Annotated in this window: 19 protein-coding genes; 7 read left to right on the top strand and 12 right to left on the bottom strand. The window is 31.8% G+C overall.

The window, feature by feature from the left end; translation table 11 throughout:
• Positions 1 to 85: 85 nt before the first annotated feature.
• The 3 genes from OZP06_RS12410 to OZP06_RS12400 form a co-directional block, all read right to left on the bottom strand.
• Positions 86 to 1,909 carry a TonB-dependent receptor gene (locus OZP06_RS12410; RefSeq protein WP_269222124.1) on the bottom strand — a complete coding sequence of 608 codons (1,824 nt, stop codon included), beginning with the start codon at positions 1,907 to 1,909 and terminating at the stop codon, positions 86 to 88.
• 67 nt (positions 1,910 to 1,976) lie between these two features.
• Positions 1,977 to 2,840, bottom strand: a complete 864-nt coding sequence (locus OZP06_RS12405) for a PhzF family phenazine biosynthesis protein (protein ID WP_269222123.1) — start codon at positions 2,838 to 2,840, stop codon at positions 1,977 to 1,979.
• Positions 2,841 to 2,848: 8 nt separating this feature from the next.
• Entirely contained in the window at positions 2,849 to 5,863 is a 3,015-nt protein-coding gene (locus tag OZP06_RS12400; RefSeq protein WP_281323778.1) for a tetratricopeptide repeat protein, read from the bottom strand.
• Between the two features lie 215 nt (positions 5,864 to 6,078).
• On the opposite strand from OZP06_RS12400, the gene OZP06_RS12395 reads away from it, so the two are divergent.
• Complete coding sequence (locus OZP06_RS12395) at positions 6,079 to 6,762, top strand: ATP-binding cassette domain-containing protein (protein ID WP_269222122.1); 684 nt, start codon at positions 6,079 to 6,081, stop codon at positions 6,760 to 6,762.
• On the top strand, positions 6,762 to 7,649 hold the full coding sequence (locus OZP06_RS12390; protein WP_269222121.1) for a glycosyltransferase: 888 nt from the start codon (positions 6,762 to 6,764) through the stop codon (positions 7,647 to 7,649). The genes OZP06_RS12395 and OZP06_RS12390 overlap by 1 nt, the downstream gene beginning before the upstream one ends.
• Here OZP06_RS12390 and OZP06_RS12385 read toward each other — a convergent pair whose 3' ends face one another.
• The 3 genes from OZP06_RS12385 to OZP06_RS12375 are packed head-to-tail and all read right to left on the bottom strand — an operon-like array spanning position 7,650 to position 10,250.
• Positions 7,650 to 8,744, bottom strand: a complete 1,095-nt coding sequence (locus OZP06_RS12385) for a glycosyltransferase family 4 protein (RefSeq protein WP_281323777.1) — start codon at positions 8,742 to 8,744, stop codon at positions 7,650 to 7,652.
• Positions 8,741 to 9,145, bottom strand: coding sequence for an FdtA/QdtA family cupin domain-containing protein (locus tag OZP06_RS12380; protein WP_269222118.1), 405 nt, complete (start codon positions 9,143 to 9,145; stop codon positions 8,741 to 8,743). The genes OZP06_RS12385 and OZP06_RS12380 overlap by 4 nt, the downstream gene beginning before the upstream one ends.
• Position 9,146: 1 nt before the next feature.
• Positions 9,147 to 10,250, bottom strand: a complete 1,104-nt coding sequence (locus OZP06_RS12375; RefSeq protein ID WP_269222117.1) for a glycosyltransferase — start codon at positions 10,248 to 10,250, stop codon at positions 9,147 to 9,149.
• 46 nt (positions 10,251 to 10,296) lie between these two features.
• Between OZP06_RS12375 and OZP06_RS12370 the strand changes: the two genes are divergently transcribed.
• Entirely contained in the window at positions 10,297 to 11,199 is a 903-nt protein-coding gene (locus tag OZP06_RS12370; protein WP_281323776.1) for a glycosyltransferase, read from the top strand.
• Between the two features lie 260 nt (positions 11,200 to 11,459).
• Here OZP06_RS12370 and OZP06_RS12365 read toward each other — a convergent pair whose 3' ends face one another.
• The 6 genes from OZP06_RS12365 to OZP06_RS12340 form a co-directional block, all read right to left on the bottom strand.
• Positions 11,460 to 12,134, bottom strand: a complete 675-nt coding sequence (locus tag OZP06_RS12365; RefSeq protein ID WP_269222114.1) for a transferase — start codon at positions 12,132 to 12,134, stop codon at positions 11,460 to 11,462.
• Positions 12,135 to 12,207: 73 nt separating this feature from the next.
• Positions 12,208 to 13,695 carry an oligosaccharide flippase family protein gene (locus OZP06_RS12360; RefSeq protein ID WP_269222113.1) on the bottom strand — a complete coding sequence of 496 codons (1,488 nt, stop codon included), beginning with the start codon at positions 13,693 to 13,695 and terminating at the stop codon, positions 12,208 to 12,210.
• A 4-nt stretch (positions 13,696 to 13,699) separates the two neighbouring features.
• Positions 13,700 to 14,830, bottom strand: a complete 1,131-nt coding sequence (locus tag OZP06_RS12355) for a DegT/DnrJ/EryC1/StrS family aminotransferase (RefSeq protein ID WP_281323775.1) — start codon at positions 14,828 to 14,830, stop codon at positions 13,700 to 13,702.
• A complete protein-coding gene (locus OZP06_RS12350; RefSeq protein WP_281323774.1) occupies positions 14,827 to 15,801 on the bottom strand; it encodes a GNAT family N-acetyltransferase in 975 nt (324 codons plus the stop codon). The genes OZP06_RS12355 and OZP06_RS12350 overlap by 4 nt, the downstream gene beginning before the upstream one ends.
• Before the next feature lie 223 nt (positions 15,802 to 16,024).
• Positions 16,025 to 16,630 carry a trimeric intracellular cation channel family protein gene (locus tag OZP06_RS12345; RefSeq protein WP_269222109.1) on the bottom strand — a complete coding sequence of 202 codons (606 nt, stop codon included), beginning with the start codon at positions 16,628 to 16,630 and terminating at the stop codon, positions 16,025 to 16,027.
• 68 nt (positions 16,631 to 16,698) lie between these two features.
• Positions 16,699 to 17,442 carry an RDD family protein gene (locus OZP06_RS12340; RefSeq protein ID WP_269222108.1) on the bottom strand — a complete coding sequence of 248 codons (744 nt, stop codon included), beginning with the start codon at positions 17,440 to 17,442 and terminating at the stop codon, positions 16,699 to 16,701.
• A gap of 21 nt (positions 17,443 to 17,463) precedes the next feature.
• Between OZP06_RS12340 and OZP06_RS12335 the strand changes: the two genes are divergently transcribed.
• Genes OZP06_RS12335 through OZP06_RS12320 form a run of 4 tightly spaced genes read left to right on the top strand, consistent with a single transcriptional unit; the run spans position 17,464 to position 21,317 of the window.
• Positions 17,464 to 18,429, top strand: coding sequence for a stage II sporulation protein M (locus tag OZP06_RS12335; protein WP_281323773.1), 966 nt, complete (start codon positions 17,464 to 17,466; stop codon positions 18,427 to 18,429).
• The gene (locus OZP06_RS12330; RefSeq protein ID WP_281323772.1) at positions 18,429 to 19,376 is read left to right on the top strand and encodes a hypothetical protein; all 948 of its coding nucleotides are present in this window, start codon (positions 18,429 to 18,431) and stop codon (positions 19,374 to 19,376) included. The genes OZP06_RS12335 and OZP06_RS12330 overlap by 1 nt, the downstream gene beginning before the upstream one ends.
• The gene (locus OZP06_RS12325; RefSeq protein WP_269222105.1) at positions 19,369 to 20,130 is read left to right on the top strand and encodes a DUF4129 domain-containing protein; all 762 of its coding nucleotides are present in this window, start codon (positions 19,369 to 19,371) and stop codon (positions 20,128 to 20,130) included. The genes OZP06_RS12330 and OZP06_RS12325 overlap by 8 nt, the downstream gene beginning before the upstream one ends.
• A complete protein-coding gene (locus tag OZP06_RS12320) occupies positions 20,130 to 21,317 on the top strand; it encodes a DUF4350 domain-containing protein (protein ID WP_269222104.1) in 1,188 nt (395 codons plus the stop codon). Before OZP06_RS12325 ends, OZP06_RS12320 begins: the two co-directional genes overlap by 1 nt.
• The last annotated feature ends 13 nt before the right edge of the window (positions 21,318 to 21,330 follow it).

Raw genomic sequence — 21,330 nt, 5'->3', positions numbered from 1 at the left:
TTCCATGTATGCTTAGCCTCAAAAAAAGACAAAAAAACATAGCGCCCTTTGCGTAATTCTTTGCGAACTTTGCGGTTAATCAAATCTAGAAATCAAATTTATAATTTCCTCCCAACATCACTTGAAAACCTTGAACAGGATAATTCAACCATTTTTCATAGCCATTATTCATAATGTTATTGGCTTTTAAAAAGGTGGTAAATCTTTCGCTGTATTTGTAACGAATATTGGCATTCAAATCGAAATAACCGTCTAGAGTGATTGGTCCTGGAGCAGTAACATAAACAATATCGGTATTCAACTGTTGGTCTTTGCGTTCCCCCACATAAAACAAATTGATCCCAGCAAACCATTTGTAGGTAACGGCAAAATCAACTTTAGAATTCAATTGAAGCTCTGGTAAATTCCAGGCTTCTGATTGTGTTTTATTGGTATAACTGCTAATCGTTGCATCGGCCTCCACAGTTACTCCTTTCATTAAATCCGCTTTTATTTCTCCATAAAGACGCATAATTTTCATGTCATCATAAATCACCTGAAATGAATTCCCGAAAGCATAATTGGCATTCGTATTTTTTTCATTGTAGTCATTACTCTTGAACAATGCTTTATTTTCGTCATATATATAAGACGCTTTTACATCATAACTCACAGTGCTCGCCAATTTCCCTTTTAATCCTGCGTGAACATCATACAATTCATTTGTTGGTTTAATATATAATGTTGGCGACACGAATGTATTTCCATCCACAAAAGTTTGATAAGTATTTTGTTGTAAATTCCCAATTGCACTTGCATAAAATATCATCAAATCACCCACTACTTTATAAGAAGCGGTTACCGATGGATAGATATAAAATTTATTGGTGTTATTTTCTTTCCCCATACTATACACCAAGCCTGCTCCAATATCAATGGTCCAATCGTCACGTTTCATTACAAAACTGGGTACTATTCCCAAGTTTGTAAATCCATATTTAACATCGACAGTATTGGTTTCTAGATAATTTTTCTTAAAACTGCCATAAAGGTAATCAACTATTAATTTGGTTTTTATAGCTTCGTCCATCACGTCAAATTTAAATGTTGGTGTTAGCAAAAAACGATTCTCACTAGAACTAAAAGCATCTGTAAAATGAGTAAGCTCAAGATTAGCCTCTTTTACAATTCCTTCTTCAAACGCAAGATTTCCCCCAGCCGTAATCGTATTATACGATTGTTGTGGATTAATACCATTTACTAATGCCATACTCGCTGGAAGCGTTAATGAATTTCCAAAACCAGCAGGTAAACCATACCAATTGTAAATTTGATTTTGATAACCCAACTTTACATTCCAATTCATTTGTTGCTCATTAGACCCATAAATCAAATCGATTTTGGTATCATAAAATGAATCGGCAAGATTAACTCCTTTTATTCCGCCTTGAGAAGAATTATGTCGAAACATCCCACCTACATATTCATTATTATTAAGGTCTTCGGTAATATTCAATTCAGCGTTCAAAGCACCGTAATTTCCAACACCAAGAGTTGCATAATTTTTGAATAAACGATCTTGTTTTGTCTTTTCAACCCCTTGCGCATTTCCTTTGGAAGGAGAAAAAGTGGATGCCACTGGAAAAGGCAAAATAGAGTATTTCACAATCTCTTTTTTGGTATTTTCATCTGTTGTAATTATTGGAGCTTCTTTTACTTTGAAAGCATCAGAAATTGTTGGAGTATACGGCTTCACCACATTTACCACCTCGGTTCCAATATTATCTTTTTTGTCTTGGGCAAATGAAAATTGAGAAAATAGCAAAAGAAAAACCCCCACTATAATCCCCACCCCAACCCTCCCCGAAGGGGAGGGAGCCGAAGTCGAAAATTGCTTATTTACGAATGCTTTTATGTTTATGATTATCATCTTTGTTTTTTCTCTATTTTCTGACTTCTAATTTCTAATTTCTAACCTCTATTCTCTGCCCTCTCCTCTACACTTCCCATTCTCCTTTTGCAATAAATTGCGTTTTTCCACCAATCTTTATATCAAAATTACCCTCGGACAATTTTCCTTCAAAATAAATCCTAGAAGGTCTATTAATAAAGTCTCCTTGATGATTAACCATTTTAATTTCAGGTGAATGGTATTTCAAAAGATAGGCTTGCAAACAAGTACTTGCACTCCCAGTGGCTGCATCTTCAATCAATTGATTGTGCTCTATGCAAAACATTCTACTGTAAAGATTTCCTTTTTCAAAACAATAAAAATACAAAGCTCTATGGCTCGTTTTACAATGCCACTGTAACCATTCATTCATTTCACTCAATTCAAAACGTAAACTTTCTAAAGCCTTTATACTATTCAAAGGAACAATTACGAATGCACTTCCAGTAGTTACTTCTTGAATAGAAAATGTATCATCAAAATCAGAAAGGTTTAAATTACTAAAAGATAAAAAATCGGATTTTGAAAAAATATCCAAAAAACGAGGCTGAGCTGATTGCAACCAAACTAAATCTTCTGATTGCTGAATTGGAATTTCACCAATTGGAACTGACAATGTAAAATGCTGAACTTGATTTTCACTCATTTTATTCATCAAAACCCACGAAGTCCCAATAATAGGGTGACCTGCAAACTGCATTTCCTGAGCAGGAGTAAAAATCCTTATAGTTGCGCAATTCTTTTCAGGTTGAATCTGAGTTATAAAAGTACTTTCGGCAAAATTAATTTCGCGCGCTATTTTTTGCATCTCTTCCGTACTCAAACCATCTGAATCCCTAAAAACGGCCAATTGATTTCCAGCATATTTTTTCTCTGCAAAAACATCAACTATATAAAAAGGTATTATCATTGTATTTTCTATTTTGTTATTGATGAATTTGTTTTAGACTCTTCTAGTTTTATTCTATTCAATTCGGTTTTAGCTTCTTCCACCACATCCGAATAATCCGTGAAATTTTCGATTACATTTTCTAAAACATAAGTCGCTTGATAACTGTCTTTCAATCCGTAATAGTTTTTCGCCATTAGAATCAAACCTTTGGCACCAAAATAACGATAACTCGAATAGTTTTTGGCTAATTTCTGTATTGCGGCATTCGAAATCTCAAATTTTCCGTCTTTGTTTTTAAAGTAAGCGTCATAATATAATGCTTCCGCTGCCAATTCTCCTTTGCTTACTGTTAATAATTTTGCGTAGGCAACTTTGGCTTTGGCTTCATCACCCGATTGCATGGCAGAACGGGCAACGATAATTTGAGCATCGCTTTTTACATTCTCCTCTGCTTTGGGATTGGCCAAAACTTTATCGGCATACACCACCGAATTGGAATAATCCTTTGTTTCATAATAACATTTCATTAAATTGGCTTGTGCAAATGTTTTATTTTGGGCAAAATCAGCTTCATTTTCTAATCGAACTAAATTTGGAATTGCTTTGTCACAATTTTTATCTTTCAAAAATATCTGAGTCAATCGAACCAAGGATTGTTCTGTATATTCACATCGAGGTTGAGCAATAACATATTCATAATTCGGAACCGATTTACTTTCTGAGCCTTCTCCGTAGTACAATTGTGCCAACTGAAAATTAGCCTTAAGAATATGAACACCGTTTGAAAATTTAGTAACATAATTACTGTATCCTGAAATAGCCTGCTTGGTATTATTTAATTCTAATTGTTTTTCGGCAGCTTCAAAAGTATCATTGTCTAAGTCCAAATCGGTAACGGCTACAAAATCCAATGTGCGTACCCAAGTAGCATATTCATCTACTTTTCCATTGTCAACATAAATTAGTCGAGCAGTTGATACTGCTTCATATGCTTCGGGAGTTTTAGGGAAATCAGAAGCTACTTTTTTAAACTTAGTTATTGCCAAATCATCACGATCTGAATTATAATAAACCAATCCTTGACGCAAAATAGCCCTTGAAGTATATGAACTGTTTTTGAAGCCAATTACTAATTTATCATAGGCTTTTATAGCCAAATCTTGTTTGTTTTCGGCTACATACGTATTTCCTAATTCAAACAAAACATCGTCTTGGTAATCTGATTTTGGATACAATGTCAAAAACGCATTGAGTTCTTCAATTTTTTTGCTGTTCTTGGAAAGAAATCCATAACAAAGCGCTTTTTGGAAATAAGCATAATCAGCGTCTACACTTTTGGATTCTATTACCTTTATATAGGCATCTAAAGCAGATTGATATTTGGTTGTTACAAATCGGCAATCAGCCAAACGCAAGTAAGAATCATTCAGTCGAAATTTATCTATTTTATTATTATCAATCTGATTTTGAAAAGAATTTCCAGCAGAATCGTATTCTTTCAACTTGAAATTGGCGTAAGCAATATTATAATTGATGTTTTTAAATTCAACCGTTTCTTTGGCTTTTGCCAAATCTAAAAACTGCTGATAACTCAACAAAGCTTCTTTAAAATCATCTAAATTATATTGGGATTCTGCTTTCCAAAAAGTAGCTCGGGTAGTAATAGTAGCTTCTTTTGATTCTTTTACGGCTTTTTCAAACAATGACAATGACTCGTTATAATTTCCCTCATTATACAATTCTAAGCCTCTATAAAAAACCACTTTTTGATAAACAATTCTATTTTCTGGGGTTTTGTTTTTTTCTAATAAAACCAAAGCTTCTTTATAATTTTTGGATGAAATATAAGAATCAATCAACAATTTTTCGATAACATCGTTATTTGGATTCGTTGGATATTTAGCGATGAAACCCAACAACACTTCAGGTACACTTTGATAGGAATTCCCAATTTCGTAGCTCAATTTAGCATAATTAAAACTGGCGTCTTCTTGCAATTTTAAGTTAAAATTCATTTCGGAAGCGTTCTTAAAAGCATTCAAAGCCTGTTGTTTTTTACCCGATTCCAAATAACTTTCACCCAAATGATAATAGGCATTTTGGGATATAAAGTCGTTCCCCTCAATAATTTTATTGAATTGTGAAATGGCATTTTCGAAGTCTTTTTGAATATAATAGGCATATCCCAATTGATAAAAATCGGTATTGTTCCATTTTCCTTTTTTCCCTTTATATTCAACTAAATAAGGAATAGCTTTGTCGTATTGTTTTAAATTAAAGTAGCTTTCACCAATAATTTTATTCAATTCTGATTTTTCCTCAAGGGTTGAATTCGGCATTGCTTTTATTCCTAAATCAATGGCTTTTTGAAAATCCCCAGATTTAAAACTCATATCTGATTTGAAATAGGATAATTTCTCTGCATATTTTTGATTACCGGAAACTTGATCAAATTGCTTGTTTGCTTCGGTATAATCGTCAGATTCATAAGCCATAAAACCCATGTAATACTTGCTTTGGGTTCCGTATTCTGCTGACTTAGATACTTTACTAAAATATCTTTTTGCTTCTTGAAGTTTTTTAGCATTAAAATAAGTGTAGCCCTTTTGAAAATTAAATTTATCCCGATTGCTTTCTACTAATACGCTTTCATCAACTTTATCAAACCATTCCAATGCTGATTTATAATCCCCATGATCAAAATAATAGTAAGCTACGTCAATGAAAGCCTGATTTTGTTTCCGACTGGCAGGATAATTTTCTACAAAAGCATTGATAAGTTCTTCGGCATTTTCCTGTTCGGTACGAATGGCACAATTGGCAATATAATAGGCACAATCCGAGAGTAAACCATCAGTTGTAGCTGTTTTTTCAACTTGCATAAAAAGAGTTTGTGCCGATGAATATTGCTTGTCTTCGTATAAAGAAAGCGCTTTATCAAAATCTTTTAAAGAATAAGTGTTAATCGAAGATTGTTGAGAATAAAGGGACGTAAATTGAACAGTAAAAAGGAATAAAAAAAGCCCAGAAAGTTTACACATTGTTGTTTTTATTTTATGTTCAAATATATTTAATCTGACTCTATAACGAAAGGCTCGTTGCATTTATTATGATTTATTTTTAAACTAACTTCTGATCAACAAGTACTATTCAAAGAACAGGATAGACTGAATTAGAATTTGAAATTTAATTTTTGCATTTTACTTTTGAATTTGGATTTTATCTTTTTACTTTTACCCAATAAACAATTTCTATTATGTCACAATCAGTTCTGTCTTTAAAAAACGTAAACATATACCAAGAAGGAAAAATTATTTTATCTGATGTTAATTTAGAAGTCAACCATGGCGAATTCATTTACATCATAGGAAAAACAGGTTCTGGAAAAAGTAGTTTGTTAAAAACTTTATATGCTGATTTACCATTGACAGAAGGAGAAGGCAAAATTGTAGAATTTGATTTGGCTACTTTAAAAGAGGATGACATTCCTTTTTTGAGAAGAAAAATTGGAATTGTTTTCCAAGATTTTAAATTATTACCGGATCGTACCGTAAAAGACAATATGCTTTTTGTTTTGAAAGCAACGGGTTGGGTTGATAAAGAAGAAATGGATGCCAAAATTGAAGAAGTACTTTCTAAAGTAAACATGAAAGATTTTGCCAATAAAATGCCACACCAACTTTCTGGAGGAGAACAACAAAGAGTTGCTATAGCAAGAGCTTTATTGAACGATCCAGAATTTATTCTTGCAGACGAACCAACGGGAAATCTTGACCCTCAGACAAGTATTGAAGTGCTTGAGGTTTTAAGAAAAATCAATGCAAATGGTAAAACGGTTATTATGGCAACTCACGATTATGCCTTGCTGATGAAGTTCCCAAATAAAACCTTAAAATGTGAAGATGCTACCATTTTTGAAGTGGTACAAAGAACGGTGTAATGCTATCGATTCTTATTCCTACGTACAATTACAATGTATATCCGCTTGTATTAGAATTACATAAGCAATGTTTAGATTGTGGAATTGAGTTCGAAATTTTGTGTCAGGATGATGCATCGAATTCAAATTGGAATATAGATAATCAAAAAATAGAATTCATAAATGATTGTTCTTTTTTTATAAATAATTCCAACCTAGGAAGAGGAGAGAACATCAATTCATTAGTCAAAAAATCGAAATTCGACTGGTTGCTCATCATGGATTGCGATACTTTTCCAACCCAAAATAATTTTATTCAAAAATATTGTGCAGTCATTCCAAATACATCAGTTGTTTTTGGCGGAATTCAATATGTGAATGAAAAACCCAGCAAAGAAGAACTTTTACGTTGGGTTTACGGTAAGAAAAGAGAATCACTTTCTGTTGAATTTAGAAATAAAAATTCCAATTTCAGGGCATTAACTTCTAATTTATTGATCAAAAAAGAAATTATAGAACAAAATCCTTTTGAAGCAACTATTACAAAATATGGTTATGAAGATCTTTGTTTTTTATCCGAATTAGAAACCAAGAATATTAAAATTGCTCATATTGACAATCCAACTTTTCATTTGAATTTAGAAACTTCTATTCTTTTTTTAGAGAAAACAAGAACAGCTATTGAAAATCTAGTTTACATTGTCAATTCAGATAAATTTTCTACTATTGACAGCAAGATCAATTCGGCTTATATTATTTTAAAAAAGTTAAAATTAGTTACGATAACAACTTTCATTTTCAAGAAAACAGAATCAAAGATAATTGTTAATTTACTTTCTAAAAATCCGTCTCTTTTTCTATTTGATCTATATAAATTGGGGTACTATTGCAGTATGCAGTCCAAGTAATTATTGCTTTACCAAACTTTCAAAAAGCATTTTCCATTGTTTCATTATAATCTCTAAATCATATTTTCTTACACTCTCTTTCGCATTTTTACCCATTTTTATTCTCCAATTTTCATCATCAATAAGCAGTTCCAGTTTCTTAACGAATGAATCAACATTTCCATCTTCAATCAAAAAACCATTTTCTCCTTCATTTATAATTGCTCTTGGACCAATTGGGCAGTCATAAGCAAGGCAAGGCAATCCTGAAGCCATTGCTTCAAGCAAAACCATTGGAAATCCCTCGGAACGTGAAGTCATAACAAATAGTGCCGAAGACAAGTATTCTTCTGAAATATTTTTTACAGGTTCGATTAAATTCACATTAAATTCCAATCCTTGTTCTAAAATTGTTTGCTTTAAATCCGTCACCGAACCTCCATAAATATCCAAAATCCAATCGAAATGTTTATCTATCACTTTTTTCCAAATAATTAGTAATCGATCGAGTCCTTTCTCATAAGAATTCCGGGCAACTGCAATTACTTTTTTAGACTTTAAATCTGATAACTCTCCGTTTTGTATCCACGATGGATTAGAAATAACCAAACTATTATTCACATTCCATTCCAGCAAACCTTCATTGGACAACGCTACTAATTTCGAAAATTTATTAGCACTAAAATCTTTGAATTTATACTTGAGCGAACTTTTAAATCTTGAAATTAAATTCGACTTTAATGGTCTTTCTTCAATGTATTTTGAGCCGTGACATTCCAAAACAATTGGGATTTTAGCAAATAGAAAAAATGGAATTGTAAAGGCTTTTAAACCATTATCAGAAACAATAATGACATCGGGTTGAATGGTTTGAATTTTCGATTTTAAAGAGTTCCGATAAGAATTAAAGAAATTAAAAATCGTTCCCTCCAGCATCATATCATGAAAAACAATATTTTCGTTGAAAGAATAGAATAATGGAAAGTTCCCATGATTTTGGGTAAGAACATGAACTTCATACCCAAAATTCTCGATAAGGTAATTTAGTTTTAAAGACAAAACTCTGGCGACCCCACCTTCATTATTTAATTTAGGAACTATATACAGCAACTTCATTTTTTGGAAATCAAGAATTCATCAAAGTCTCTTATATAATCCTCTTCCAAAAAATCATCCGAAGCCAAAACCAAACACACAGCACCCGAAGAGAAATTCTCCAATTCACGCCAAATGCCCGTAGGAATCAATAGGCCAACATTCGGTTTATTCAACAAATAACGCTTCTCTTCAATTCCGTCATTTACGGTTACTTCAAAACTACCACTCAAAGCGATTAGTACTTCCTGTTGATTGATATGAGCATGTCCTCCTCTAAAAGCAGTACTTGGCACATCAAAAAGATAATAAACCCGCTTGAATTCAAAGGGCAAAAAATCACTTTGAATGATTCCTAAATTCCCTCTTACATCTTCAACAACCGGTATTTTTAATACTTGAATCTCATTTATCGTTTCCATACTAAATTGTCTTGATTTGCATTAAATCCAACCATTGTTTTCCTATTGTATCCAACAAAAAGGGAGTTACACTTTCTTTTGCATTTTGTTTACAATGTTGATATACTATTTCATTCTCCACCAATACATTCATTGCTTCGGTTAGTTTTTCTGTATTTTGGTCTTCTACGAGAATTCCATTTTTATAATTAATAATCATTTCACCTGGTCCACAAGGACAATCAAACGAAACAACTGGAGTACCGCAGGCCAATGATTCCAATATAACATTTGGCAAGCCCTCATTTTTACTACTCAAAACTAAAAATCGAGCGTTTTTTAAATAGTTGAAAGGATTATTTTGGTACCCTAAAAAGTGAACAAAATCAACCACATTAGATTCTTTTGCTACTTTTTTCAATCCTTCACTATCTCCTTCGCCCACTATTACAAGATGAATTTGTTTGTTCTTTAAAACAGAATTGGCATAACTCAAGATCAATTTGTCAAACTGTTTTATATTATTTTCATATTGTCCAATTGCAATTATAAAGTCAAAATCTACAGCAATTGGTTCATCATACTTTTCATAAATTTCGTTTGTATTAACTGGATTCGGAATGGTACTTACGTTATTTAATTGATGCTTCTTGACAATCAAATCATGCATTTTATTGGTTAGTGTCACATTGGCAAAACAATGATTGTACATTAATCGTGTTAACCATGAATTATTAGGCATATAATGGTCAATCAAAAAACTGTGAACTGTAAAAATTGTTTTAGCATTATAAATAAATCTAGCCAAAACCAATTCCTGAATGACTTTGGTTCGAAATCGAAAATCAATTATAAAATCAAAATCATTTTCTTTAAGATACTTTCTCAAGGAATCCAATCGTTTCATCTTATTGAAAAAGCCATTACTTTTATTCTTCAACAAACCCAAATTGACCAATTTCCCAGAATACGGATACGAAACTTCATCCAAAACAATGATAACATGAACATCAATATTGTTTTTAGCAAAGAAAACAGACAAATTCGCCATCACTTTATCACTGCCGCCACCACTTAATCGATAACCGATTAATGCAATTTTATGTTTTTTGTGCCGCAATATCATTTTCGTTTTGTTATTTTCGTTTCAAATATAACTATTTTAAAAAATAATGCAGAACAATCCACTCGTTACTATTATTTGTTTGTGCTACAACCACGAATCTTACGTAGTTGAGACTTTGAATTCTGTCATTAACCAATTGTATCCTTCTATTGAACTTATTATTGTTGATGATTGCAGTAGCGATAACTCAAAAACAATTATTACAACTTGGCTTGAAAAAATTCCTGAAATTCAGTTTATCGCCAATGAAACCAATTTAGGAAATACAAAATCATTCAACAAAGCGCTAAAACTAGCCAAAGGAGAATATGTAATTGACTTGGCTGCTGATGATGTGCTATTGCCTAATTGTGTGGCGTTGCAAATTAATGCTTTCAAAAATAGTCAATACACAAACCTTGGAGTTGTTTACGGTAATGTTGAATTAATTTCGGAAAAGGGAACCTTTGACTCTTATTATTTCCCTGTAAACAATCAAAAAAAAGCAATAGAAAACCGAATTACGGGAGACATTTATCAATCGGTTCTTTCTGGTGGTAATAGTATTTGTTCGGTATCGGCAATGATTAAGAAAACCGTATTCGATCGTTTACAAGGTTATGATGAAACACTTGCATATGAAGATTTGGATTTTTGGATACGGGCTTCTCGTGTTTATGAATTTGATTTTATCGACGAAGATCTTGTTCAAAAACGAATAGTTGCTAATTCACTTGGAAGTGATTTCTTTAAAAAAAGGGATAACCGAGCCAGAAAAATAAATCATTCTACTTACTTAATCCTAAAAAAAGCAATAGCACTAAACCAAACCAGAACTGAAGATTTGGCTATTCAAAAAAGAGTTCATCACGAAATTATTCACACCTTACGAATCAATGATTTTGGCTTGTTTCTAAAGCTTATCGGATTGCGGATTTTGTTGATGAAGAGGAAGTTTGTTATTTATTAGTTTGTTATTTTCAAAACAAACTTAAGAGATTATTCTTTATCTGTTTTTGTCTGATTTTTTTAAAATTAATTTCAGAAAAGAGATAAATAATAAAAAGACTATGACAATACTTTTGATAATAATTCTTGTTTGCATATTGAAATAATTAAAAACAACAGATAAAAAAATTAAAACTATAAAAAATTATTCATCAAATAAATCATAGAAACTAAATATAGATTATTTATTAAAAAAAATATTCTGACAACAAAAAAAGCTACCTAAACAATCAATATTTCATCCAAAGCACTTCTTTCCCCTTCCCAATCTCTTGAAATATTTTTTCTAATTAATTTTGCAGGAATTCCTCCAATTAGAATATTGGTTCCCCCTTTAGAATAATCTGAATTGCACAAACTATTAGAAGCAATTGTACAATAATCTGGTGTTTGGGTTTTTGACATTATAGAAACTCGATTCCCGAAATAATTGTAATTCCCTAAACTAATTGGAGCTGTAATCGGGAATCTTTCGCCTGTAAGTGCATCTATCATTTGATGGAAATTGGTGTCCATTATTTGTGACTCGGAACCAATACGGCAATAATCCCCTAAGACTATTTTTTCGATACAAATCAATTTACCATTGGAACCTAAAGACGACATATGCCCAAGTTCACAAGAAGCTTTTTCTCCTACGTAAACAAAATAATCTTTCCCAAATTGCACATGACCCTTAAAAATCATTTTCCCCTCAATAAAAACTTCGGCAATTCCTTTATGCAAGGTATTCATTTCATAAGGCTGACCAAAACCTATCATTCCACGTTTCACATTTCCTTGGATTATAATTTCTCCTTTTATTGAACTGAATTTTACTCTCCCATAGAAAAAAACTGGAAGCTTTTTTGCAATTGAAAAAGGGAATTTTTTCCAATTGAAATAAAGCGTTTTCATCCAATTTACTTTAAAATAAAACTTGATTTTATGATAAATCGTTCGCAGTTTTCGATATTTATTTTTAGCAAAATCAATCATTTTTTCTCTTAGTTATCGAATTAAATAAAAATTTAAAACCTATTTTTTTATTCAAATGATATAAAACAAATCCTAAAGACAGTAATATCATTACTGCCATCAAGCTATATTTTAAAATTGGATTTGGAATAAATCGCATAAAAAAAGTGGCAACACACATGATGATGCAAATCAAATAAGCACAATAAAATTCAGCATCAAAATAGAAATCATACCTCATCTTTGTAATTATTTTTATGGCAATTAAGTGTATCAAGTAGTAAATCAAAAAACTAAACCCCAATCCTTCTAATCCATAAAAATAATACCCAAGCATATTTAAAATAACAGACAAAAAATTAAATCCAACAGCGGTTTTAATAAATACATTCGAATCACCTTTGGCGATTAATATATAACCCATTGACCATGAAACAGCCCGAAACAACATCGCCAGTATTCCAAAACACACCATCGGTATAATCGAAACAAACTTTGAAGTGTATAAAATTTTTATGATAAGCGGAACAAAAGTCAAAAATAGAATTATTATTGGAGTTATGATAAAGATGGACATGTAAGATTGTTCCATTACGCTAACTCTGATTTTTTTGTTATCGTTACAAATTGAAGATAATTTTGGAAAATAATCGGTACTCATAACTGTAAAAACAATTCCGACATACGAATTCAGTAATGTAAAACCCGCATTATAAAAACCGACTTCTTTCAATCCTCCACTCTTTCCAATATAAATCTGAATGAGGTATGATGCCAATAAAGTCAATAATCCGCTTAATGTCAGCATTATTCCGAGTTTGATAATGCTTTTTCCCTCAACGAATAATTGAGCATTAGAAATAGCTGTTTTCTCAATTTTAATCTTTCTCGAATAATAAAAAGACACCAACAAAGAAGAAACAGAAGTTACCACAATCGTTGGCACAATAGCGTCAATTCTATAAAAGTAAAACAACGGGATGGAGAACAACAATCCTATCAAATTTCCATAAAAATTAGCTTTCGCTAATATTTTTAACTTGCGCAATCCTTGAAAGACCACCATTTGTCCAACAGACAACTGCTTAAACAACAAAGTTATTGACAAATAAATAAACAAATAGGTATAATTTGAATTCCCAAAAGTAAGCTCACTCAAACAGCTTGAAAACAATGCAACCGCCAAGGCTCCTATAATCCCAGTTACAAATGCAATTTTTTTAACTATTGCAATTATTGGCGAAACACTGTTTATATCGGCTGAATTATACTGTTCTGAAATATGTTTTATGGCGCTGGTTTCAATTCCTAAACCAGTAACACCGCTGACCATATTCAATGCCGAATTCAACAACGAAATAATTCCCATTCCTGCCGGACCAATAAATATCGCAATCAGTTTTGTCCTAACAATTGAAATAATAATATTTAAAAATTGCATTCCACCAAAAATAGAGGTTGCTTTTACAATTTGCAGGTATGAAGATTTACTTTCCGTCAAAATTTTAATATTTATTTAAAATTGTGACAACGTAACTCACCTCATCCATTGTCAAAACAGGACTTATTGGCAAACTCAAAACTTCCCGATGTATTTTTTCGGTTATGGGAAAAGACAAATCATTCCAAGATTCCATTGCCTTTTGCTGGTGTGGCGGAATGGGATAATGAATCATGGTTTCGATATTGTTATCTGCCAAATACTTTTGTAAATCCTCTCTGTTTTGGGTTCGAATAACAAAAAGATGAAAAACATGATTGCTGCTTAAATCCCAAAAAGGCAACATAATTTTATCATTTTTCACTTCAGACAAATAACGTTTGGCTATAATTCTACGCTTTTGATTATCGGAATCCAAATTGGGTAATTTCAAGTTTAAAAAAGCGGCTTGCAATTCATCGAGCCTAGAATTTACGCCAATAAAATCATTGTGATATTTAATTTCTGAGCCATAATTACGAAGTCCTTTTATTGATTTGGCAAGATCGGCATCATTTGTCACTACTGCTCCACCATCGCCAAGAGCTCCAAGATTTTTTCCGGGATAAAAACTATAGGCAGCAGCCCCCCCCGCCCCCGAAGGGGGAGCTTTTCTAAACTTTTCCATTCCTGCTTTGGGGGTTAGGTGGCTATTTGCTCCAGCCGATTGCGCAGCATCTTCGACTACAATTAAATTATTTTGAATGGCTATTTCGTTTATGGCATCCATTTCGGCCAATTGACCATACAGATGAACGGCTAGAATGGCTTTGGTTCTCTGTGTTATTTTATTTTGAATTAAACTTGGGTCAATGTTGTAAGTCTCCAACTTTGGCTCGACTAAAACTGGCACTAAATCGGCTTGAATAATGGCGAGTATGCTGGCAATATACGTGTTAGCGGGCACAATCACTTCGTCTCCTTTCTGTAGTTTACCCAGTTGAATATAGGCTTTAAAAATCAGTGTTAGTGCATCCAAACCATTCCCAACTCCAATGCAAAATTGAGCTCCACAATATTGAGCAAAATTGGTTTCAAATACCTGAACTTCTTTTCCTAAAATATACCAACCACTGGCTAAAACCGATTTCAATTTTTCTTGAAAAGCGGTTTCATAGGGTTCGTTTATTTTTTTTAAGTCTAAGAATTGTATCATTTTATGGCGCTCTCGAGTTTACTATAGTTTTTTGTGCTAATTTTTATAAAATTTTGTATCATCGATTTTGCTCCAAAACTTTCTTTCCAATAGGCCAAACCTGTATTTAAAAAACATCCGTTTTCTTCAGAACAATTTCCGAAACTTATGTATTTTTTATCAGAATATTTTTGAATAATAAAATTAAAAAGCGCATCCAAAGAGGCGGTATCATTCCGATCTTCATCACCAGAACTATATTGAAAATGAACTACGTTTTCCATTACGAAAACAACAACTCCTGCTTTTATAATTCCTGATAAGTAAGCATTGTATAATTTGATTTGATTAGGAAATAATGCTGCTAGAAGACTTATTTCAGTAAGTGTATGAACTGGTGCAACATTATACCGTGCCTTTAAATTCGGTATTAAAATTTGATTCCAAAAATGTTCATAGTCATTTTCCAATCGAACTTCGATTCCCTTTTCATTTGCTACTTTTAAAGCACGTAATCTATTTCTATTCGGTTTATAACCTTGCTCGTTATCTATTACCATATGCAAATCGGAACGATAAATTTCTCCTTTCATTAAATAAGTAACATAATCAAATTCCTCAGAAAAAGCTTTATTATAAATTTTTGGCAATTGTTTCAAATAAATAGACTCTATTTCATTTGAATTTAAAAACCGCATCAAAGTCGCTACAAGAATCAAATACTCATTTATTTTGATATTTTTTTTTATCACAATTGAACCATAACTCAAACCCTGATGGGAATAAATAACCTTACCAACTCTATTGGCTGGCAAAACCGCAACTAACTTTTTTTCCTCAAAAACCATTAGGGAATAATCCTCAAAACGGTCATTATGATAATCCATGAAATCACGATGAAACAAAAACGTAGCATTCTTGGCTCGACTGATAAAATCATTCCAAATGCTATAGTGTTCCTTTTGGTATCGTTTTACGATGTAGTTTTTCACAGGTAAAGTTTAAAGACTGGAAAAGTACACAATTAGGGTAATATTTTGAATAGGAAAAGTAAAAAACTACTTTCTAAGCACAAAATTTCTTGTTTACTTGCGAGAGGGATAGCGCCAAATTACCGAAGTAATGGCAATAGCCCAACCGCATTAAGGAAAGTGGCCGAATAAGCGGCTTGTATATTGGGCCACTGTCCTTAATGTGGTCTCGCCCAAACGTTTTTTATCGTTTATGATTTATAGGTGATAATTGCCATTTGTATTTTTTGGCTAATAAACGAACCATGATGATGAACAAAGAGGTGATTATATAAAGAATGTCATTATCTATATTCATAGTTCTGAGGGTAAAAAAAACAATTCCACCAAGAATACAGATGGTAGCATATACTTCTTTGCGAAAAATAACTGGGATTTCTGTACACAATATATCTCGAATTACGCCCCCAAAACAAGCTGTTAGGGTTCCTAATGCTATACAAATTACAGGATGAAGATTGTATTCTATTCCTTTTTGTATGCCGATAAGTGTAAAAACGCCCAATCCGATGGTATCGAATAATGCGAGCGATTTGCGTAATTTATCCAATCTTTTTCGGAAAATTATGGTCAAAAGAAAACCCAAAGTAATGACGTAAACATAATTTAGATCTCGCATCCAGCCAACTGGAGTTCGGCCAATCAAAACATCACGTAGCGTTCCTCCTCCAACTGCAGTTACAAATGCAATTATAAAAACACCAAAAGGATCTAATTTTTTGTTCATTGCTGTTAAAGCGCCTGACATAGCAAACGCCATAGTTCCTATGATGTCAAGTAGATAAAACATGGATATTTCTGTTTATAGATTGCAAATTTTGTTTTAACAAATTGTTTTTTTTTAATTATAAAAATCTGTTACATATTTTGGGTATAAAAATTATAATCTTTTAAAATTGTTTTTATAAATGCAATTTGATTTGTTGTTTGCATTTTGATACCTGTTACACTTTGGATTTTATTGGATAATTTTTGAATGGTTTCTAAATCGCCATTTTTTTCTGCAATTAAAAAAGTTTCTTTTATTATTCGCATATCGTTATCTGAAAGTTTTATCACTAATGGATAAACGGGCTGATAGGCATCTCCTATTTCTTCAAGAATTGTATTATCGATTGTCACATTATTTTTTAATGTAATCACTGCTGTACCTGCTGCAATATCACCCATACGACGTGTTTTGTCATTGACTATCATCGCTACTAATCCTATTAGTCCTCCTAGCATATTATTTTCTATAATTCTAAAAAGCCAACGAATAAGATAATCTCCAAAACTGGCTTGATAGCCTTCTATTTTTACAACTTTTATTTTTAATAATTTTTTACCGATGGTTTGCCCTTCAAAAATGCTTTCGAGGGTTACCGAATAAATCATTACTGGAAAGAAAAAAATGATAATCACCGCCATTCTAGACCACATGTCAACAGAATCCAATAATTTGGAAAAGCCCAACAAATTAAAGAAAAAATAAATAACAACAATACAATAGGCCACCTTAATGAAAAAATCCAACATACTAGCCGACATTCTTTCACCAACAGAAGCGGCTTTAAAATTTATAGCAACATTTTGTGTAGTACTTATGGTTAATTCTGACATATTTCCTATTTTAGCCTTTCTATGAGAGAAATTGCATTTATTAAAACTAACAAAAACAAATGGCTTGAATTTGAACAAGCTATTTTTGGTAAAGCTAAAAAAAATCCAGATGAAATGGCAAATTTATACATTCAATTAATGAATGATTTGTCTTATGCTCAAACCTATTACTCCAAAAGCAAAACAGTAGTTTATTTAAATTTCTTAGCATCAAGTATTTATCAAAAAATATACAAAACTAAACGAACGGAAAGTAATCGTTTGCTTTTTTTCTTCAAAACCGAAGTCCCTTTAATTGTTTATGAATATCGAAGGTATTTAGTTTATGCATTTACACTGTTTTTTGTAACCGTTTGTATTGGTATTATCTCTGCAAAATATGACGAAAATTTTGTCAGATTAATATTAGGTGATGGGTATGTAAACGAAACATTAGAGAACATCAAGGGAGGAAACCCAGTAGCAATTTATAAATCAGGAAGTAATTGGGGAAGTTTTATTGGTATTACTTTCAATAATTTGAAAGTTGGTATGACTTGCTACATTTTTGGAATATTTGGTGGTATTGGTACCTTTTATATTTCGCTGCAAAATGCTATTATGTTGGGATCCTTTCAATATTTTTTCTACCAATCAGGTGTTTTTTGGAAAAGTGTCAGAGGCATTTGGATTCACGGTTCTATGGAAATTTTCGGCATCGTGATCGAAACGGCTGCAGGATATATACTAGGAGCTTCTATCCTTTTCCCTAGAACCTATTCTAGATTTAACTCTTTTAAAATTGGTTTTAAAAATAGCTTCAAAATTCTGTTAAGCACCATTCCTTTTACAATTGCGGCAGGCTTTCTAGAAGGATTCATCACCAGATATTCTATTGATATGCCCAACTGGCTAAGCAGTTTTATAATTTTATTTACCCTAGCTATTATTTCCTTTTACTATTTAATTTATCCTTTCATTGTTTACAAAAAAAACCAATCTGCCTAATGTTTGAACTTTACAAAGAGCGTGACTTAAGCGCCAATATCTCTGACACCGTTACTTTTTTTAAATCGTTTGGAAAACACTTTTTTAAAAACTTTTTTATCATTAATGGAATATTCTTAATGATTCTAATGATTTTGATCTATTTTATTTCAAAAATATACATGGAAGTGCTTTTTTCAGGCGCCAATAACCTCAATAACAATCCAAATTATTTTTCCAATTACATCAGTGAGAATATTACTCTTGTGGTAGGAGGTTTTTTAACAGCTATTATAGTCATCGCTATTTTATCAATGCTCAACATTACTTTTCCAATTGTTTATTTGAAATTATTTGAAAAAGAAAACAATACTAATTTTTCTACTCAAGATATCAGCAAAGAACTAAAGAAAAACATTGGCAAAATGTTCGTTTTTTTATTAGGAATTACATGTATCATTATGCCTTTGGCTTTTATTGTTTTTGGAATCCTAGTTGTTCTTTGTTTTATACTCATCGGATTCCCATTGTTTATCATTATCGGAATTGCTTTTTTTTCGTGGGTAATGCTATCCTACCATGATTATATTCTAAATGATGTGGGCTTTTTCAAAGCGTTGTCAAATGGATATTACTTACTCAAACTAAAATTCTGGACTATTGTTGGTACGACTTTTTTGATGTTGATGTTAATTCAGATTATTCAAGGAATTATCACAATTATCCCTTATTTATTTACAATTGGTTCTATGCTAGTATCTACTCAAGATGGAAGTTCACAAACGGATAACTATTCTACTTTTGGTATTGTTATGGCTGTTATAATGGTCCTTTCGGTATTGATAAGCTACATCTTTAATAATTTTATTGTCATCAATCAAGGGCTTATTTATTACAGTTTACATGAAGACACCGAAAATTTTACCACAAATAACCAAATCGATTTAATTGGTACCGAAATTGAATAAATTCATAATCCTTATACTCTTTTTCTTTTGTTCCAAAATTGGAGCGCAAGACACTTTGGTTGAAACTAAAAAAGAAAAAGCAATAATAGCTCAAAAAGATATTAAAATCGATACCGCTTTTGTGGAATTGAAACCTTTTGCAAAAAATTTTAAAACAAAATATACTAGCACTCCTTTTATTTATGAATTTAAAACTCCTAAAAAAAACGCTTGGGATCGATTTAAAGAATGGTTGGCTAATTTTTTTAGTAAATTATTCGAATTCAAAAACAACAAAGCAGCATCTGATTTTGTAAACGTTTTACTTAAAATCATAGCTATTAGTATAGTTGTTGCAGTAATTTATATGATTGTAAAAGCCATTATGAATAAAGAAGGCCAATGGGTATTTGGAAAAAACTCTGATAAAAAAATCATTAATTACGATGAAATTGAAAAAAACATCCATTTAGTAGATTTTGAAAAACTAATCAACCAAAGCTTGCAATCTGACGAAAAGAGACTTACGATACGGTATTATTATCTTTGGTTGCTCAAAAAAATGTCTGAAAAACAAATCATTATCTGGGATATCGAAAAAACAAACTCAGATTATCTTTATGAAATAAAAAATCCTGTGCAAAAAGAAGATTTCGCATACGCATCTTACCTCTACAACAACATTTGGTATGGCGAATTTGAATTGAACGATGCCATTTTTGCCAAAACTCGAAAGACTTTTGAAAAATCAATACAAACAATATCTAAGACTTAATGAATAGAACACTGCAAATTTACATCTCCATTTTGGTGTTACTTCTAGTGACTATTGTAGTTATTGATAGTAATCGTCCCAAACCTATTGATTGGACACCAACCTATTCGCTCAAAGATAAAATCCCTTTTGGACTCTATGTTTTGGACAACGAAATTGGATCACTTTTGAAGAATCAAAAAATAGAAAAATTTAATAGTACTCCTTATGAATTTTTTCAAAACAATTCTTCTTATGATGATAATCAAGAACAGGGTACGTTTTTGAGTATTTCAAAAATAGACCACTTTGACAAACAGTCGGTTAACGAAATTTGTTCGTATGTCGGCGAAGGAAATACGGCTTTTATAAGCGCCGAAACGTTGCCAAATGAATTATTGGATAGTTTGAATTTAAAAATGGATAATGAATACAAGTACGCTGACAGCATATACAACTGGGTGACAAACAAGAGACTTGGCAATAAAAAATACAAAATAATTGAAGGGGTAAACAATAATTATTTTTCAAAAATTGACTCTCAAAACACCACTGTTTTAGGATGTCAAAATGGGGACAGCACTAGGGTAAATTTTGTAAAAGTAAATTACAAATCCGGTTCCTTTTATCTTCACACTCAGCCGGTGGCATTTACTAATTTTCACTTATTAAAAGGAAATCATTATGAATATGCCCAAAAAGTATTGTCTTATATCCCAATGGGGAAAGTCTTTTGGTGTATCAATGAGCAAAATGGCGAAGTGATTTCGCAATCTCCTATGCGGTATATTTTAAGTCAACCCGCTCTAAAATGGGCTTGGTATGTATTTTTAATCGGAATGATTCTTTTTATATTATTTAATGCCAAAAGAAAACAACGAATTGTTCCTATAAAAATCCCGTTAGCCAACACTACAGTAGATTTTACAAAAACCATTGGAAACTTATATTATCAAGAAGGGGATCACAATACCATTATCGATAAAAAAATCATTTATTTTCTTGAAAAAATCAGAAACGAATACTTGATGGAAACGCTTAAATTAAATGACGATTTTATACAAAAACTTCACCTTAAATCTGGAAAGAAACGAGAAGATATCCAACACGTTGTTGCATTAATAAATGCTTACCGAAAAAACAGTTTTCATAGTGTCGAAGAAGACTTAATACAAATCAATAATGCGATCGAAAAGATTGTAAATTAACAAATTATAGAGC

The sequence above is a fragment of the Flavobacterium sp. IMCC34518 genome, assembly GCF_027111095.2.
GTDB classification, from domain to species: Bacteria; Bacteroidota; Bacteroidia; order Flavobacteriales; family Flavobacteriaceae; genus Flavobacterium; species Flavobacterium praedii.
Note: the sequence above shows the minus strand (reverse complement) of the source record. Positions and strands in the feature narration are given on the sequence as shown.